Raw genomic sequence first — 17,809 nt, forward strand, 5'->3', positions numbered from 1 at the left:
ATTCCTCTGTGTCCTCTGCGTCTCTGCGGTTAGTTATTCCCCAATTTCTAAAGACTATAAATTTTATGGGGTGGGAAAAATACCCGCCCTGATCAACTGGATTTTCCTTGTGTCACTTCCAAATAAATGTGTTCTAAACCCACAGGTTGACGGGAAATTGAATCAAGTTCTATACCTTCAAAGCGGGAAATAATTTCCTTTAATTCTAAAGTTTCCGATAACCAAAAAGCTAACTGATTCCCATAATATTTGTGTATAAAACCATATTTCTGGGCGCGGGCGATCGCCTCCTGCTTTTGAGCAGTTTCCACTAATATTACTTCTTGGGCTGGAATCAAATTACGTAACTCAGTTAAACTCCCCTCAACTAAAAGTTGACCACCTTTAAGAATGCCAATTTTGTCACAGAGTCGCTCGGCTTCATCTAATAAATGGGTAGTTAATAAAACAGTAACACCTTGACATTTTAATTGTCTAATTAACTCCCAAATCTCATACCTAGCTTCAATATCTAATCCTGTTGTTGGTTCATCTAAAATAACTAACTGCGGCTGATGTACTAAAGCTACTGCAATATTTAACCGTCGTCGCATTCCCCCACTGAGAGTTTCTACAGGACTTTTAGCTTTATCTAATAAATTAACAGATATCAGAGTTGCTTCGACTTGTTTTTGGCGTGTTTCCCGACTTAAACCATAAATTTTGGCAAAAAAATTCAGATTCTCCTCACAGGATAAAGTTTGATATAGTAAATTTTCTTGGGGTGCAATACCAATGATTTTTTTTGTAGCTTCCGAAACTGGCTGCTCATTGATTGTCACATCGCCACTATCAGCCTTGAGTAAATTACAAATAATATTGATTGTTGTAGTTTTTCCCGCTCCATTTGCACCTAATAAACCATAAACTTTTCCAGGTTCAATATGTAAATTTAAATTTTGCAGAACTTTGATTGATTTATAAGATTTATTTAAGTTGGTGATTTTCAGCATAAAGGATTTAATTATTTATTGCAGAATCAGAGAGGAGTAAACAAGGATTTTTTTAAAGTCTTCTTTCTACCACCAACATTCGCCGATAAGATAACCAACCAACTATCACCATTACCAAAGAAAACACCAATAAAAACCAAAAATGTGATTCAATTGTACTAAAGTCAGACCCCTGAGATGAAACCCCTACTAGAGCCTCATTCATGTGATAAATAGGATTAAATCTGGCAATATTAATCAGGCTTTGGGGAAACAGAGAAGCAGGTAAAAATGCTCCCCCTAGAATTAATAAAGGAACTCCAAAAGCAGCCACTAAAGCATTAACATCTTCAATGCGCCGTGCTAATTGAGTCCCCAAAATAAACCCTAAACCAACATACGCCACTATACTCATGCAAATAATTGTCAATCCTAACAGCAGAGAACCATTGAAAGTCGCGCCCCAAAAGGCCGCAATAGTATAAATTAAAAGTGTCTGTCCCCCACCAATGCAACTATGAGCCAGAAAAATTCCTAAAAAGTAGGATATTCCACTTAAGGGGGAAATAAACAGGCGTTTGAGAGTTTGCTGTTCTCTTTCTGCAACTACGGTGGCGACACTACCACCCAAACAGCTAAAAAATAAAGCCGCACCGACTAAGCTAGAGGGTGCAGCATAGGCAAAAGCTTCCGCTAGTGGTAGTTCTGCCCGTTCTGCTAAAATAAATCCACTGAGGATTAACACAGAAATGGGGAAAATACTCCAAAAAATCAGGCTGCGTCTACGGCGCAACAGTTCAATTAAGATGCGCTGAGTTACAGCTATGGTTTCACGCCAATACTTCATGACTGCTACTTAACCCCTGGTAGCGAAATAATAAATAATATACTAAACTATCAAAGAATCTTCTAATTTGTGAAGCCAAACTTTGCCGTTTACTATTATATCAGATAAAAATGTGGATTTTCAAATTTTACAATTAAGTATTGACAAATTCTCTAATTCTGTAAAAATTAATTTGTTTAGGATAAATTGAGAGAACAAAAGTAATTTAACAACTTACGAACTAAACTCACAGAGAAATTTTGACCAGTTTATGGTTAATATTTTTTTGGCGCTATATCCCAATTACGAAACAAGTAAAACAGAAACGGAATTAGCCCATAGTCATTATTTCACGCAGTCTTTGATCATGAAGCTTTAATTTTGCCAACCATGAGTTTATTATTTAATTCACCAGAATCATCTACTATATCCCGGCGGACACTACTAAAGTTGTTTGGTATTAGTGCAATTGTCGGCGGTACAGGATACTCTCGATTTTCTAAACCCCAGCCGACAGTTTATCAAAAAGATACTCTCGATTTACCACAATTATTAAATCAAAATAAAAGTGTGGTGGTGGTTGGGGGTGGTTTAGCTGGTTTAGCTTCTGCTTATGAATTAAGTCGCAGGGGTTTTGCGGTGACACTTTTAGAAAAATCGCCGCAATTGGGTGGAAAAATTGCTAGTTGGCCGATTGAAGCTGCTGGTGAATCTTTCATGATGGAACATGGCTTTCATGGATTTTTTCCGCAGTATTATAACCTGAAAAGTATAGTTTCGGAACTGGAGATCACTAATAATTTTAAATCATTAAATTTTTATTCTCTTGTTTATAAAGATCCGAAATACCAACCGGAAATATTTCGCCCCAGTAGTTCGGCTTTTCCTTGGAATATTGTAGATTTAGCGATCGCCTCTCCTAATCGCTTACGTTGGGGAATTAATTTAACTAAGTTTAAACATTTACAAGTTTTTCAGGCTATTACAGGTTTTGAGCGAGAAAAAAATTATCGGCGCTTTGATGATATTTCTGTGGATGAATGGGTAAAAAGCGATTTTCCCCAGGGTTTATATGATTTGTATTTCTTACCTTTTGCTAAATCTAGCTTAAATGCGCCAGATGAGATGAGTGTGGGAGAACTGATGCAGTTTTTCCATTTTTACTTTTTTGGGAACCCGGAAGGATTAGCTTTTAATGGGACTGTGGATGATATGGGGACTAGTTTAGTCCAACCGATTGCTCAGTTTATTGAAAGTAATGGGGGACAAATTATTACTAATGCTACGGTGAGTGAAATTCCGGCTGGTGATGGTAAGATTGAGCAGTTAAAATATTATCTGGATGGTAATCAAAATAATGTGCCTTTTTGGGTAAAGCGCAATGCAATTATTACCAATGATCAGGTAGAATATTTTGGTGCGGCTGATGGAGTGTTTGCTTTATCATCTGATAGTAAAGAAGCAATTTCGCTGACTTGTACACATCAAGGATGCACTGTTAAACAAGCAGGGGATGGTAATTTTCATTGTCCTTGCCATGGGGCGGTGTTCGCTGCTGATGGTAAGGTGTTAAAGGGTCCAGCCGAACGAGATTTACCGAAGTTTCAAGTATTGGAAAGACAAGATGAACAGTTGCAGTTATTAGCAGTAAATCATCAATCAGCACCACCGCAGACTATTACCGCAGATTATTATGTGTTTGCGACTGATGTTCCTGGTGTGCAACAACTGTTTAAGCGTGTCAGTGGAGATGTAGATGTAAGAGTGCGATCGCAAGTTGAGCAATTAAATATTGCTGATCCTTTTGCAGTGTGTCGTTTCTGGTTTGACCAAGATTTTGAGTGGGAACAAAGTAATTTTACTTCTTTATCTGGTTATAAGTTAACAGATAGTATCACTCTTTATCACCGCATACAAAAACAATTTATTGATTGGTCAGAACGCACCGGTGGAAGTGTGGTGGAGTTACACGCCTATTGCTATAAGGAAAAAGAATTTCCCACCCAAGAGGCTTTATTGGCGACTTTTGCAGCCGAACTTTATGAAATTGTCCCTGAGTTGAAAGCAGCGAAAATACTACATCGAGAAATTGTCAATCAACGTAATTTTTCGGGATATCCACCCCAGAGTTATGCAGAACGTCCAGAGTCTAGTTCTGGTATTTCTAATTTAATGTTTGCTGGGGATTGGGTGAAAATGCCTTTTCCTTGTGGGTTAATGGAAAGGGCTGTGAGTAGTGGTTTATTGGCAGCTAATGAAATTTTACATCGTGAGGGTTTACAACGGCGATCGCTGTTAACTGTGAATCCAGAAGGGATGTTACAAATTTAGTTCACCAAGCCACGTAACACAACCTAATACCAATTATCAACCTCAAAAATCCATCTTTCCTTTGCGCCTTTGCGCCTTTGCGTGAGTTAAATTAATTAAAATATGCCTTCTCAAATCCCCACAAATCAAAATAAAATTGGTGTTGCCATTCTAGGTACTGGCTTCGGTCAAAAAGTCCATATTCCCGGATTTAAAACCCACCACCGCACCGAAATAGTCGCCATTTATCATCGAGATATTCACAAAGCCCAAGCCATAGCCCAGAAACATAATATCCCCCATGCTTGCGACAATATCAACGACATCTTAGCATTACCAGAAGTGCAAGCCGTGAGTATAGCCACACCACCATTTCTGCACTATGAAATGGCTAAAGCAGTGCTACAAGCCGGCAAACATTTATTATTAGAAAAACCCACAACCCTAAACGTTTTAGAAGCTAAAGAACTATATGAATTAGCGCAAGCAAAAGGTGTAACTGCTACAGTAGACTTTGAATTTCGCTTCATTCCAGGATGGCAATTATTCGCCGAATTATTAGCCAGTAACTATGTAGGAAAAAAACGCCTAATTAAAATTGATTGGTTAGGTTCCTCCCGCGCCGACACATCCCGCCCTTGGAACTGGTATTCATCTCCAGACCAGGGAGGTGGTGCATTGGGGTCATTAGGTTCCCACGCCTTTGATTATATATCCTGGCTATTTGGGCCAGTTAGCAGATTAAACGCCCACCTGAGTACCGCCATTCCCGCACGAATTGACCCTACTAACGGAGAATTAAAACCAGTCAACACAGACGACACCTGTTTGCTATCCTTAGAATTAGCCGATGGTACACCTTGCCAACTTTCCATCAGTGCCGTAGTTCACGCATCTAGGACACATTGGGTAGAAGTTTATGGCGATCGCGGTACACTAGCATTAGGTAGTGAAAATCAAAAAGATTACATACATGGATTTCGCCTTTGGGGTTCTCAACCTGGTCAACCCCAGCAAGAAATAGAAATACCCAGCCGATTAGCCTTTCCCCAAAATCACGCCGACGGTCGCATTTCTGCATTCATCCGTGTAGTAGACCAATGGGTACAAGGAATCGAAAACCACCAACAAATCATCCCATCCTTACGAGAAGGCCTTTATTCACAATTATTAATGGATTTATCCCATAAATCTCACACAACATCAAGCTGGATAGATGTCCCCAAACTAGAAAAATTCCTCACAGATTATTAGACATAAACTGATTATGTAAATAAGAACAAGTCTCTTGATAACAGCCGCCCATCATATCAGCCGTACAAGTTACCCCAGCGACGAGAATACCTACTTAGAAAAAAAACAGCCCCACCCATAGGATGAGACTTTATTTGAGACTTAAAATCTGATAACCTCATTAAATCTAGCTTAACGAGATAAAAATAATTCGTTGACATATCGTTGTTTTGGATCAATGTGAAAACCTTGTTCAGCTAATTTATTTTTCACAACTTCAGTCTTTTCTGAACCTAGAATATTTGAATGAAGTTCGATACAAATTTTTCTGACATTGTGTAAATTTGCATATTGCAATAACTCATATTCACCTCCCTCAATATCGATAACTAGAAAAGTTGGATCAATGCGTTGAATTTCCTCATTGAACGGAACGACAGGAACCTGAATTACTTGATCATCAGGACGGCGTTGAATAGTAGAAGAAGACCAAAAACTTTTACCAACATAAAAAGTTTGCTCTCCGGAAGTTTCGCCCAACAAACAAATATTTAAATTGGGGTTGACATTATTTAACGCAAACGTCTGTCGGATCGATGATTCTAAGGCCGGATTTGCTTCATAGGTAAATACATTATCAGAACCTAGTTTACGAGCGCAGTAACTAGAAAGTAAACCTAAACCGCTTCCCAGTTCCATCACACGATCATCTTGCTCTAATTTGGCTTGCAGAATTTTCAACTCAGAAGCTTCATAAGAACCAGCATAAAGTGCTTCCAACGGACCTCGACTAATATCGGCTGAAATGGGGAGTTTAATACCCCCAATTTCTACAACCTGTGGTTTACTAACTTCTCGGATTCTCAGCTTTAACTGACCAGCTAACTTGTTAAGGCGATACTCTATTTTTTCAATCAATGAATACATAAAGGTTATATCTAAGAGGGTTTGCAAGGGGTAAATTTACTGCTTGACTCAAGTTAATGTAAGATACACATTTAATATCAGAGATGTCGTGAGAATAAGCACCTGATTAACGGTAGATGAAAGAAGATTTAGCCGTTTTAGGAATAACAGCCTCAGATAAATTGCGAGTGAGTTGATTATTTGAATAATAGAATTTCATAGGTAATCAGGTCAAATAAACTAAAATACTCTAACCCTGTAGCTGTAACCCAATCATAAAAACTATTCACGATTAACTTATTGATTACTGAATAGGTAGGCTGAACATTTTTATTAATATTAACTACCTCTTCTAGTGCAAATCCTGTCTTTTTACCAATATTTTTATAATCGTTTAAACCAATAAATTTGATATTATTGGTGGCTTTTGATCCATAGGTATCAGTAATTAGACGATTTAATACTTGTTTCTCCAATTGTTGCCAAAGGCGATTTATTTTTTCATTAATAATGAAATCTACTACTATTAATTTGCCTCCTGGCTTGAGGTTTTTCCTCACTTCCTGAAAGAAAATTTCTCTACTAGGAAAAGCAAAGATACATTCAAGAGCGATCGCATAATCAAATAAATGCTGAAATTTCGGTAACTCACAAGCATTAGCACAAACAAATTCAACCCGATTATCATTTTTTGGTTGAATAATTTCTCTCGCTCTAATTACCTGCGCCTCATCAATATTTACTCCCACTAAATTTAATTGAGAAAAATCATTATTCAACATACTGATTGTGCCACCAAAACCACAACCCACATCTAAAATACTAGCGCCATCACTAATCTCACTTAATTGAATCACTTTTTTAGAGAGATTATTAGCAGCTATACCAAAGTCTAATAAAGTACCTTGGGATTGAGAAGGATTTTCCCAGTAACCCCAATGAATATGTTGACCAAATGCTTTTTCTAGTTGCTGATCTTCCGCAAATTTATCAATGAGAGTATCAAAATAGCCCACAAGTTAATTACCTTAGTCTTCAATCTTTTAACTAGAGTATACTCTGTAATTTCTTAATTTGTCTCCCCTCTCTATCAGCCTAGTCTTTACACACATGGAGCCGGGAAGAATAACCTCCTTGTCCATCAATATGATTAACATCTGCAAAAAATATAGAAACCTTATATATCCTTTCCTTACCAGGGTTCAGGAAAACGCAGATGTCAGATTAGTGATATATAATTGTGAGTGTCAGGAACCCTGGGATAAAAAAGTATTGCAGACTTAGCCCAACAAAGAAGTTTCAGGTAGTCGCCACAATTTGACCTAATATGACTAGGGATAATTTTTAATCGGTTCTCCAAATAACTCTCCTAATAATTCCCTGGTTTCCTCCAAAGAGTCTAATACTCGATAAGCCCAACCTTTTATTTCCGCAGAAGGTGCTTCAATATCCGGGACCATAATTGGACACATCCCCGCCCTAAAAGCTGCTTCCACACCTACAAAAGAATCTTCAAAAACCACGCACTGCACAGGATCAATATTCAAGCGGCGACTAGCTTCCAAAAAAATATCTGGTGCAGGTTTACCCGCCGTCACATCTTCACTGGTGACAATTGTACTGAAATATTCATTAATTCCCGCATTTATTAACCGTCGCATCGCTCTAGTTCTACCCGTCCCCGTGGCTAATCCGATGATCACACCCAGGTCACTGAGTCCATAAAGCAAATCTAATACCCCTGGCTTCATGGGTAGACCTTCTTGTAATTCTCGCTGATCACCAATTTCGATGCGTTGCAGAGTCACAGATTCAAAAGGCAGACTGTCACCATAGATTTTTTTAAGTAATTTTTCCCGCCATGTCAAGTCTCGCCCGACGAACTCCAGATATAAATCATCGCTCATCTGATAACCATGACTTTTTAGAGCTTGCTTCCAAGCCCAGCGAGCAATACTTTCCGTATCAAACAGCAGACCATCCATATCAAAAATGACGGCTCGGTAAATTGATAACACATTCAATACCTTGATGCTTGTCAACAATTAACTATTTAACTATGTTTTCACCCAGGAATAAACTGATTTTCTGCTCCAGGTAAAAATTAAAATCAAAAAAAATTCTGAAATTGCTGTGCTGTCAACGATTTTATTGATATACTTATTATATAGTCAGAAAAATTAATCTTACTTGATTTTCCTGTCTAAATTTTTGCTTGACCCTTTCTGGTCATTGGCATCAAACACTTCGTGTATCTTAATACAATTTATCGCAGACAGAAAATATAGAAATGCAGATGAGTTGACTATCTGTAATTTTAGCTTTTTCTCACTTGCTAAAGCTATAAAATAGAACGCTCAGGTAATAGATATAGTCTAGCCTGGCAAAGAACTTAGGAGAACCTTCTCGGCTTCAAGCCCAAGCATTGCAGAATCTATCCTTGGGAAACGACTCAAATATATATTGACTCTACTAAAGAGATTTTTCAGTAGCTGTCCGAGTTTACCTGAATCAGAAATGAGAGAACAGTATCTAGATATTCATCTCTCATGAATTGGTTTGACTAAACTTGTCAAGATGCAGAACTTAGTTGATTTTTACACACCACTTGTTGATTTAATTGGAGGAAATTTGATTATTTTATCTTACCTTAACATGACATCGCTATTAGTTAAAAATTCTGGTTTATTAGTTTGGATGTCACCTTTTATGACCGGATTAATCGAATCATCAGAGACAATATATCATCATTTACCAATTTGAAATAATCGGGGATTTCAACCCCGACTGTCACATAAGTTAACTATTCTTCATCCTCAACTAAAGTCCTACCTAAACGCTTTAAAACCACAAGCGATCGCCCAGCCACTGAAATTGGCGTATCATCAATATACCGTTTGCCCCGTTGTACAAAGCGTGGCTTAGTCGTGTCAATAATCGTCAACCACTCCCAACTCTGTAACCCTTGGGGAATAGAGAACTCTAACATTTCATGGTGAGCATTAAAACACCACAAAAAACAATCATCCATAATCCGTTCACCCCGTGGGCCAGGAGTAGCAATTTCTTCACCATTCAGAAATATTCCAATAGCCTTAGTAAAACCTTCATTCCACTGTTCTTCCGTCATCTGCTGACCATCGGGATTAAACCAACCAATATCATGCACCCCAGAACCGTGAATCGCCCTACCTTGGAACCACTTACGTCTGCGGAAAACCGGATGCTTGCGGCGAAAATCAATCAGCTGACGGGTGAAATCTAACAACGCCTCATTTTCCTCTGGTAAATCCCAATCTAACCAAGAAACTTGATTATCTTGACAGTAGGCGTTATTGTTACCTCCTTGAGTCCGCCCCATTTCATCCCCCATCACCAACATTGGTACACCTTGGGAAAGCAGTAGAGTAGCCAGAAAGTTCCGCCGTTGCTGCTTCCGTAACTTGCGGACTACCGGATCATCAGTTTCCCCTTCTACACCACAGTTCCAAGAGCGATTATGATTTTCCCCATCCCGACTGTTTTCCTGATTGGCCTCATTGTGCTTGTGGTTGTAACTAACTAAATCATTCAGAGTAAAACCATCATGGGCTGTGATAAAATTAATACTAGCACTGGGATTCCGTCCGTTTAACTGATACAAGTCAGAACTACCAGTAAACCGATAAGCGAACTCTGCTAAACGACTATCTTCACCCCGCCAAAAGTCGCGCACAGTGTCCCTATATCTGCCATTCCATTCCGACCACAGCAAAGGAAATTCACCCACTTGATAGCCGCCTTCCCCCACATCCCAGGGTTCAGCAATCAACTTTACGTCAGCTAAAACCGGGTCCTGATGAATAATATCAAAGAAAGCCGCCAGTCTGTCAACTGCGTAAAGTTCTCGCGCCAGTGCCGAGGCCAAGTCAAAGCGGAAACCATCGACGTGCATTTCCAGCACCCAGTAACGCAGACTATCCATAATCAGTTTCAGCACCTGGGGATGGCGGACATTTAAAGAATTACCGCAGCCAGTAAAATCCATATAAAAACGGGCGTTACCATCCACTAGCCGATAATAAGAAGAATTATCTATACCCCGCAGAGATAAGGTCGGCCCTAAATTATCGCCTTCCCCAGTATGGTTGTAAACTACATCTAAAATCACCTCAATTCCGGCTTTGTGTAGTGCTTTAACCATTTGCTTAAACTCTTTCACCTGCTGTCCATGACCAGCATTAGCACTATAGCCAGTGTAGGGAGCGAGATAACAAATAGAGTCATAACCCCAATAATTTCTCAGTCCCGTATCTACCAGGTGTCGCGGGTATGCCAGATAATGATGGACGGGCATTAATTCCACAGCTGTCACACCCAAAGATTGCAGATGAGAAATGCTAGCCGGATGAGCTAGTCCAGCATAGGTTCCCCGCAACTTATAAGGAATTTCTGTGTGCAGTTTGGTAAAACCTTTAACGTGGGCTTCATAAATTACTGTTTCGTGCCAAGGGGTTTGTAGCAGTTTATCCCCTTCCCAATCAAAGGATTCATCCACCACTACGGCTTTAGGTACGAGGTGTGCGTCATCCAGTTCCGAAAATCCTAAGTCCTGTTCAGGATCATCCCAACGATAGCCAAATATTTCTTCCCCAAAACCGATTTCGCCGTCAAGTGCCTTGGCGTAGGGGTCTATGAGCAGTTTATTGGGGTTAAAGCGGTGTCCTTCCTGGGGGTTAAAGGGGCCGTGTACCCTAAATCCATATCGTTGCCCAGGGACAATGGCGGGTACGTAGCAATGCCAAGTAAAGTTACTAACTTCTGTGAGGGTGACTCTAGTTTCTCTATTTTGCTTGTCAAATAGACATAATTCAACTCCTGTAGCGTTTTCGGAAAACAGCGCAAAGTTAGTGCCTTTACCATCCCAAGTTGCTCCTAAAGGATAGGGTTTACCAGGCCATAGAGAAAGATACATATTTTTAAGCTTCCTTGAGGGCAGAAATATAGTTATTTCAGTATGGGACTAAGTGAGGAACTAGAGCAACACCAGTTTTTTATTTACCTATATTTTGAGTAAATTTATTAAACTAATCTAAATTAACGGGAAAATATGTTATCAGATAACATTATTTACGGTATTTATATGGATAATTAAGTATGAATAAAATTATTGATAATTAGTAATATTTAGGAGGTAATTTTGAATAAGGATTTATTAGCTTTTCTAGCTAGTATAATTTTTAGTTTACTGATGATTAATTTAATTAACAGTTTTAAGTTTTCTAGTTTTGTGACTTTCAGTATAGCGATTTATGCTAGTTATCTACTGATGTTTTTCGCTATGTTACATCATTACATTTCTAAATCTAAAAAAATCAAATAAAATATCTATTTTGGCATCTCTTAGCTACAATTATTTGTGGCTAATTAATTCTTTGTATAGCTAGTCTACAGAGAATTAATATAAATTGGTAATTATCTTATCAATATTGATCATAATGCCTTTACGTAAAACGTTATCAACACCTGATATTCAACTTTCCTATTTAGAGTGGAACCAAGGTGAAGAACCTTTACTGCTGTTACATGGTTTAGCTGATAATGCTCTGGTTTGGTCTAGCTTGGGAGATAACCTAGCGACAAATTATCACATAGTTGCGCCGGATATGCGTGGTCATGGTGAAAGTAGCAAGCCAGAAGATGATTATAGCTTTGGTAGTGCGATCGCGGACTTAGAAGCCCTAATGGATGATCTGGGATGGACTTCTGCACACGTTGTCAGTCACTCATGGACTGGTAAACTCGCCGCTATCTGGGCTAGACAAAATCCAGAACGCTTACGCAGCATGGTTTTGGTTGACCCCATCTTTATCTGGAAAATGCCCAGTTTATTCCGGTTAACCTTCCCCCTGTTGTACCGTGTCTTATCTTTCCTCAAAGGTATGGGTCCCTTTGCTAGTTACGCAGAAGCGGAAGCACAAGCCCGTCAGTTAAAGCAATATGAGGGCTGGACTAGCTTACAACAGCAAGTATTTCAAGCCGGAATTGAACAAAAACCAGATGGGACCTGGGGGAGTAAATTTACGATCGCCGCCCGTGATGGAATTTTTGACGACGTAATACGTGTTCCTGGTTTTATTCAACCTGTTGATACTCCTAGTTTATTCATTCAGCCAGAAAAAGGTCTAAATCGGCAAAATTGGCAAATTCAACCGTATAAAACTCACCTGAAAAATTTCCGCTTGTTACAGGTTCCTGGTAATCATTGGCCATTTTTAACTGAACCTGAAGCATTCAACCAAACTATAGCGACATTTTTAGCAGAATTTGATCATGAGTCTTTGTATTAATCCAGTTTGTCCCCAACCTGATTACCCAGATAGTCAAGACCGTTTTTGTAAAAGTTGTGGTTCTCCATTGGAGTTACTTGGACGTTATCGGGTGATTAGTTTATTGAGTGATCAAAATGGTTTTAGCAAAGTCTATGCAGCTGATGAACAAAATACACCCAAAATTCTCAAGGTACTGAATCAAGAGTTATCAAAGGATGCCGAAGCAATAGAAATGTTTTGCCAAGAAGCATCACTTTTAGAATATCTCAATCATCAAGACATTCCTCAATTTTTAGGGTATTTTCAGTATCAAACTAGAAATGGTTTAATTCTCCACTGCATTATGATGGAAAAAATTGACCAGCCTCAGTTAAATGCTTGGTTACAGCAGCAAAATGCTCTGATTTCTCCCGCAGCATCTGTGGACTGGTTAAAACAATTTATTCCGAAAAATGTAGTCAATACTTCTCAAACTCATGTCAGTTTTCTCCATGCGCCCAAGAATGCTGAAAAAGTACCTCTAATATCTCTATTTACGGCGCTGTTAGCTGCTTTAGGTTTACTGAGTTTGACAGCTTTAGCAACACTTTCTCCTCAGTTTATTAGTTGGTCTACATCAACGCAATCACCACAAAAAAAAGGTAATGTCGATTACTTTTCATATCAGGAAGGTAGAGATAGTCAAGGTAAAGTTGCTCAGTTTAATGTAGCTGTTTTATCAGTTAAATATAAATGGTTGGCTGGGAGTAATTTTCAAATTAAATATCGTGATCAAATTATTAGTCTTGAGGTTTTAAAGTTGAAGTTAGACCAAGCCGGGATTCAACAAATCATGGCAGAACCTAGTGAAATTATCGCTGTGGGTATGGCTGGTTGTGGTAATCCAGCAGTTGAACAGCGCCTAGCTTTGGAGCGCTCTCGGCAAATTCAAGGTTTAGCAAGTAGGTTATTTAGCAATACACCCAGTGTTGAAGGCTATCGCTTATTAAATCTGGGTCAGTTTCAAAGGAGTAATTGTCAGGAAAATCAAAATATCACTGCATACCAAGGAAGTGTGATGATTATTGGTGTGAAGGAAGCAGCAGCAGGTGTAATTCTTGATGAGGCTTTACGGGATAGGTTAGAAAATAAACCTTTTGCTGATTTTAAGTTACAAGATTATTCTTTGGGGTCGGTTAAAGATTTTATTACTATAGTTAGTGATTAATCATAGTAAATATTATATCTTTATAACCCTATATATCCACGATTCTGGGAATATATCTCTGCTGTGAAAACATCTTTTAAGCACCTGGTTTAAAATAATCTAGTAATCTATCTCCGGAATCTGCTCTTACTAAGGCCACGACGATATCGGGTAGTGCAGCTAAATTGGAATACACTAGGTAACGAGGTTCCCAACGAGGACTAAATTTGTCCTTAAATGTATGCAAACCCTTAAAATTATAAAACTTATTTAAGTGTTCGTAGAGATATTTTAATCCTTTCTCCAATCTCGGAGAATCTGGGGTTTCACCAACTCCAGAAAGTGCAGATAATCCTAAATTGAAACTATCATATTTCATTTGCTGGAAGTGCTGAAACATTGAGATAAATAAAAATTCCATTGTCCCTTTCTCAATTTCTGTATGTCTTCGCATCAAGTCGATAGTAATTTCATTTTTCTGATACTCTGAGATTACATTTGCAAAAGCACTAATTGTTCCTTGTGGACTATATACAGCGATAATTTTGCATTCACGCAAGTAGGAATTATCAAACCAACCAACAGAAAACTTTTTCTCGGCTCCTTGCATCATTTTCAGCCATTCATCACTTACTGATTTCAATTCTTTTAATAATTCATTGGCAATGGGTGGTTGATAAAATTTAACTTGATGACCCGACTTGTTCAGCCGATTGAGAGCATTTCTTAAGTTTTGATTAGCTTTACCTTGAAGAGTAAAATTATGTAGATCAATAATTGCTTCTTCACCAATTTGAACAGTATGGTAGCCTAAAGATTTATAGATATCTAAATCATCTGGTAAAGTTTGGTAATATGCGGGATACCAATCATTTTTTTCACAAAATAGTTGAAACCCAATAATTATTTCTTGCCTTTCTTCAACCGGTCCAATGGGATCACCTAAAGCTATTGCACCTCTACCTTTTGCTACGTAAGCAATAAAACTTTTCCCAGAGGGACTGAAATAATAATTTTTATCATCGAAGAGAGTGAATCTTGCTAAGGAAGATTTTCCATATTGTTCTAAAATTTCTTTGGCTCGTTCTCTTTCTACTTCTAAAGCCGGATTTCTCAATAAAACCGGACGTAAGAGCATGAATAAAGCATAACCTAATGTGGAAGCCCCTATAAAATATATTGAGTCAGCGAAAAATTTCCCAAACCGCGTTGTTGGTTCTAACCCGGAATTATCGGCTGTGAAAAACATGGACAACGTTTGCAGCAATGCTTGTGGTAGGTCAAAATTAACTGTGTATTGTCTATCTAGCAGGAAGAAACCAACAGTACCGTAAGTTAGGGTAAACAGCAATGCAGCCATCAAAACTTGGATTCCTTGGGTGATAGAAGGACGGTCTGATTGTGCTGTGAAAATAGGACGCATGAAAATAAGTTGACATAGCAAGACTCCAGCCAGGAGACTTTCTTCAAAGTCTAATCCTTTGATTAAATGGCTAATAATAGATACAATTAGCAGTCCTATGGTTAGCAACCAAGCTACTCGCTTGCGGCGTAATAAATTAGCTGCTAGAGTTAACAGTATAAATCCAGCAATTGCTGCAAAAAAATGACCACTTGCCCGAATTTCAAAAGGGACAAATTGCGCTATTAATTCTGTGCGTTTGGGTAAATTGGGAGTAACCGCAGATATTAAGTTAACAATACCTACTATGGCGGTTAAAATAGAGGATGTCCACAGTCCAATCTGTTGACGTTTATTGAGCAATTGCTTTTCCTCACTTTGTTTAATTCTTTTATTGTGTCGCGGAGGGAGTTTAATTTCAAGCTGGTTTGAATGCAAATTAAGCTATAGTGCCGCAGTTGGTTTTTGATTGTCCCAAAAAAGTAAACAATAGCAAGCCAAACACAGAGAAAGCTTTTGAAATTCTGAACTATTTTAAGTATTATGAATAATATTTAATATTAATAACTACACTGTTATTCTACGTGGTATTAATCAGAGTAGGATTAGAGGACTTTATTGTGGCGTTTCGCACAGCTGAGAATACAGAAAGTTTGAGAAATCCTTAAATTATTTACAAGGTAACTTGATGGTAAAAGTAGTTCCTAGTCCTTTTCCTGGGCTATGTGCGGCGATAGTACCTCCGTGTAATTCTACTAAATGACGAGCGATCGCTAAACCTAGTCCTAAGCCACTTTTTTTCTTAGTAAAATCGGCTTGACGATACCTTTCAAACACGTAAGGCAGAAATTCTGGGTCGATACCAATACCTGTATCACTAACTTGAATTAATACTGAAGACTGATCAATTTTTGCCAGTTGCACTTTTACCTTTCCACTGGGTGGGGTGAATTTAATGGCGTTAGAAAGTAAATTACCTAAAACTTGTAGCAGACGGTAAGCATCACCCATAATTGGGGGAATAGGTTCTTCAATTATGCATTCTAAATCAATGTCCTGAACATCAGCAGAAGGGTAAGCTGTTTCAACAGCCTCCTTGATAATACTGACTAGATTGACTGGGTAGACTTCTAATTGTAACTTACCCCGGAGGATGCGGGACATATTCAGTAGGTCTTCTAGGAGTTTCGCCTGAGATTCCGCATTGCGTTCAATAGTTTCTAGAGCGTTGCGGATGGTATCAGGATCTAGTTTTCGAGTCCGTAGTAATTTCGCCCAACCCAAAATGGCATTCAGTGGCGATCGCAAATCATGAGATACCATAGCAACAAACTCATCTTTACTTTTATTAGCAGTCTCAGCTGTCTCACGGGCGATTTGTTCCATATGCAATAGTCGATCTCGTTCCGCTTCCAAGTGCTTGCGATGGTCTATATTAGTGCTACTCCCAAACCACTTAATAATATTTCCTTGCTCATTCTTCATCGGCACAGCCCTTGCTAAATGCCAACGATAGCCGCCGTCGAATTTTCTGTAGCGCAGTTCCTGTTCATAAGGTTCTCCGGTCTGCAAGGACTGCATCCATGCGTCTATGACTATTTGAATATCATCTGGATGTATAACTTTTGTCCAACCCATCCCCATTCCCATCTCAATACTTTGGCCAGTAAATTCACACCATCGTTGATTTACATACTCATATTCACCATTAATATTAGCAATCCAAACCATCTGCGGGATGGCATTAGATAAATAACGGTAGCGTTCCTCACTACGTTGCAACTCCCGACTCAAATGAATATTTTTAATTGCTGAACGTATAGTTGAGCGCAAACGCTCCCCTGTAGTTTGTCCTTTAACTAAATAGTCTTGGACACCACTTTTCATTGCTAGTACCGCCACAGTTTCATTACCATAACCAGTTAACATAATTACGGCTGGTATGTGATGTTCTGATTGCTGTTTTAATTGCGCTATAAATTCCAAACCATCCAAGTCTGGCAGCAAGAAATCTAATAAAATTGCATCAGGCTGAAACTGCCGACATAATGTCAACGCTCCTTCTCCCGATTCTTCTTCCAAAATTTTGTAACTGTATTCTTGGTCTTGTAGTAAATAACGACGATAAGCCAAGCGGTCTTCAGGACTATCATCGACAATTAAAACAGTAAGCGGTTGCACCATAACTAATTGTTAACAGCATCGGGGAGGATGACGATATCTAACCAATAAGTGATGAAAGTCTGAATAGTTTCCACTAATCTATTCATATCAATTGGTTTCAACATATAACTCGCTACATAATGGCGATAACATATTTCAATATCTTTAGGATTAGATGATGTGGTAAATACAACTACAGGAATATATTTTAAGTCTTGATCTTCCTTTATTTGTTTTAAGACTTCTCGTCCATCCGTTCCCGGTAAATTGAGGTCGAGTAAAATGAGGGCGGGACGAGGAAATTTTTGGCTATTACTGTAAGTCCCGGTGTGGTAAATAAAGTCTAGTCCATCATCCCCATCTCTACAGCGAAAAATAGGATTGATCACAGCTTGTTTTTTCATGATTCGACTCAAGGCTTCAAAGTCTTCATCACTATCTTCAATTACTAATAAAGGTTTGGCAAAATTACCTATCATGGTGTTTATTAAAATTTTTATA

Annotated in this window: 14 protein-coding genes; 5 read left to right on the forward strand and 9 right to left on the reverse strand. The window is 38.6% G+C overall.

The window, feature by feature from the left end:
- Positions 1–92: 92 nt before the first annotated feature.
- Both VB620_RS03565 and VB620_RS03570 read right to left on the reverse strand, forming a co-directional pair.
- Positions 93–992 carry an ABC transporter ATP-binding protein gene (locus tag VB620_RS03565; RefSeq protein ID WP_323194757.1) on the reverse strand — a complete coding sequence of 300 codons (900 nt, stop codon included), beginning with the start codon at positions 990–992 and terminating at the stop codon, positions 93–95.
- Between the two features lie 52 nt (positions 993–1,044).
- A complete protein-coding gene (locus tag VB620_RS03570) occupies positions 1,045–1,818 on the reverse strand; it encodes an ABC transporter permease (protein ID WP_323194758.1) in 774 nt (257 codons plus the stop codon).
- A gap of 369 nt (positions 1,819–2,187) precedes the next feature.
- On the opposite strand from VB620_RS03570, the gene VB620_RS03575 reads away from it, so the two are divergent.
- On the forward strand, positions 2,188–4,128 hold the full coding sequence (locus VB620_RS03575; RefSeq protein ID WP_323194759.1) for an FAD-dependent oxidoreductase: 1,941 nt from the start codon (positions 2,188–2,190) through the stop codon (positions 4,126–4,128).
- Positions 4,129–4,230: 102 nt separating this feature from the next.
- Positions 4,231–5,361 carry a Gfo/Idh/MocA family protein gene (locus tag VB620_RS03580; protein ID WP_323194760.1) on the forward strand — a complete coding sequence of 377 codons (1,131 nt, stop codon included), beginning with the start codon at positions 4,231–4,233 and terminating at the stop codon, positions 5,359–5,361.
- A gap of 171 nt (positions 5,362–5,532) precedes the next feature.
- Here the strand turns inward: VB620_RS03580 and VB620_RS03585 are convergent, their stop codons facing one another.
- The 4 genes from VB620_RS03585 to glgX form a co-directional block, all read right to left on the reverse strand.
- A complete protein-coding gene (locus VB620_RS03585) occupies positions 5,533–6,267 on the reverse strand; it encodes an FkbM family methyltransferase (RefSeq protein WP_323194761.1) in 735 nt (244 codons plus the stop codon).
- Positions 6,268–6,443: 176 nt separating this feature from the next.
- Entirely contained in the window at positions 6,444–7,262 is an 819-nt protein-coding gene (locus tag VB620_RS03590; RefSeq protein WP_323194762.1) for a class I SAM-dependent methyltransferase, read from the reverse strand.
- Between the two features lie 315 nt (positions 7,263–7,577).
- Complete coding sequence (locus VB620_RS03595) at positions 7,578–8,264, reverse strand: HAD family hydrolase (protein ID WP_323194763.1); 687 nt, start codon at positions 8,262–8,264, stop codon at positions 7,578–7,580.
- A gap of 785 nt (positions 8,265–9,049) precedes the next feature.
- Entirely contained in the window at positions 9,050–11,200 is a 2,151-nt protein-coding gene (glgX, locus tag VB620_RS03600; RefSeq protein ID WP_323194764.1) for a glycogen debranching protein GlgX, read from the reverse strand.
- A gap of 523 nt (positions 11,201–11,723) precedes the next feature.
- Between glgX and VB620_RS03605 the strand changes: the two genes are divergently transcribed.
- A complete protein-coding gene (locus tag VB620_RS03605) occupies positions 11,724–12,575 on the forward strand; it encodes an alpha/beta fold hydrolase (protein ID WP_323194765.1) in 852 nt (283 codons plus the stop codon).
- The gene (locus tag VB620_RS03610) at positions 12,559–13,764 is read left to right on the forward strand and encodes a 4-Cys prefix domain-containing protein (protein ID WP_323194766.1); all 1,206 of its coding nucleotides are present in this window, start codon (positions 12,559–12,561) and stop codon (positions 13,762–13,764) included. The genes VB620_RS03605 and VB620_RS03610 overlap by 17 nt, the downstream gene beginning before the upstream one ends.
- A 76-nt stretch (positions 13,765–13,840) precedes the next feature.
- Here the strand turns inward: VB620_RS03610 and VB620_RS03615 are convergent, their stop codons facing one another.
- The gene (locus tag VB620_RS03615) at positions 13,841–15,508 is read right to left on the reverse strand and encodes a bifunctional lysylphosphatidylglycerol flippase/synthetase MprF (RefSeq protein WP_323194767.1); all 1,668 of its coding nucleotides are present in this window, start codon (positions 15,506–15,508) and stop codon (positions 13,841–13,843) included.
- Positions 15,509–15,708: 200 nt separating this feature from the next.
- Here VB620_RS03615 and VB620_RS20830 point away from each other — a divergent pair, with 200 nt between their 5' ends.
- The gene (locus VB620_RS20830) at positions 15,709–15,813 is read left to right on the forward strand and encodes a DUF4282 domain-containing protein (RefSeq protein WP_407674179.1); all 105 of its coding nucleotides are present in this window, start codon (positions 15,709–15,711) and stop codon (positions 15,811–15,813) included.
- A gap of 1 nt (position 15,814) precedes the next feature.
- On the opposite strand, the gene VB620_RS03620 is transcribed toward VB620_RS20830, so the two are convergent.
- Together VB620_RS03620 and VB620_RS03625 are read right to left on the reverse strand one after the other, a co-directional pair.
- Complete coding sequence (locus VB620_RS03620) at positions 15,815–17,329, reverse strand: hybrid sensor histidine kinase/response regulator (RefSeq protein WP_323194768.1); 1,515 nt, start codon at positions 17,327–17,329, stop codon at positions 15,815–15,817.
- Positions 17,330–17,331: 2 nt separating this feature from the next.
- Positions 17,332–17,787, reverse strand: coding sequence for a response regulator (locus VB620_RS03625; protein WP_323194769.1), 456 nt, complete (start codon positions 17,785–17,787; stop codon positions 17,332–17,334).
- Between the last annotated feature and the right edge of the window lie 22 nt (positions 17,788–17,809).

The organism is Nodularia harveyana UHCC-0300, assembly GCF_034931085.1.
In the GTDB taxonomy this organism is placed as follows: Bacteria; Cyanobacteriota; Cyanobacteriia; order Cyanobacteriales; family Nostocaceae; genus Nodularia; species Nodularia harveyana.

Coding starts and splice junctions, on each gene's coding strand:
- VB620_RS03570 (WP_323194758.1), bottom strand. CDS start 1,818: ATGAAGTATTGGCGTGAAACCATAGCTGTAACTCAGCGCATCTTAATT.
- VB620_RS03620 (WP_323194768.1), bottom strand. CDS start 17,329: ATGGTGCAACCGCTTACTGTTTTAATTGTCGATGATAGTCCTGAAGAC.
- VB620_RS03585 (WP_323194761.1), bottom strand. CDS start 6,267: ATGTATTCATTGATTGAAAAAATAGAGTATCGCCTTAACAAGTTAGCT.
- VB620_RS03625 (WP_323194769.1), bottom strand. CDS start 17,787: ATGATAGGTAATTTTGCCAAACCTTTATTAGTAATTGAAGATAGTGAT.
- VB620_RS03575 (WP_323194759.1), top strand. CDS start 2,188: ATGAGTTTATTATTTAATTCACCAGAATCATCTACTATATCCCGGCGG.
- VB620_RS03610 (WP_323194766.1), top strand. CDS start 12,559: ATGAGTCTTTGTATTAATCCAGTTTGTCCCCAACCTGATTACCCAGAT.
- VB620_RS03565 (WP_323194757.1), bottom strand. CDS start 992: ATGCTGAAAATCACCAACTTAAATAAATCTTATAAATCAATCAAAGTT.
- VB620_RS03580 (WP_323194760.1), top strand. CDS start 4,231: ATGCCTTCTCAAATCCCCACAAATCAAAATAAAATTGGTGTTGCCATT.
- VB620_RS03605 (WP_323194765.1), top strand. CDS start 11,724: ATGCCTTTACGTAAAACGTTATCAACACCTGATATTCAACTTTCCTAT.
- glgX (WP_323194764.1), bottom strand. CDS start 11,200: ATGTATCTTTCTCTATGGCCTGGTAAACCCTATCCTTTAGGAGCAACT.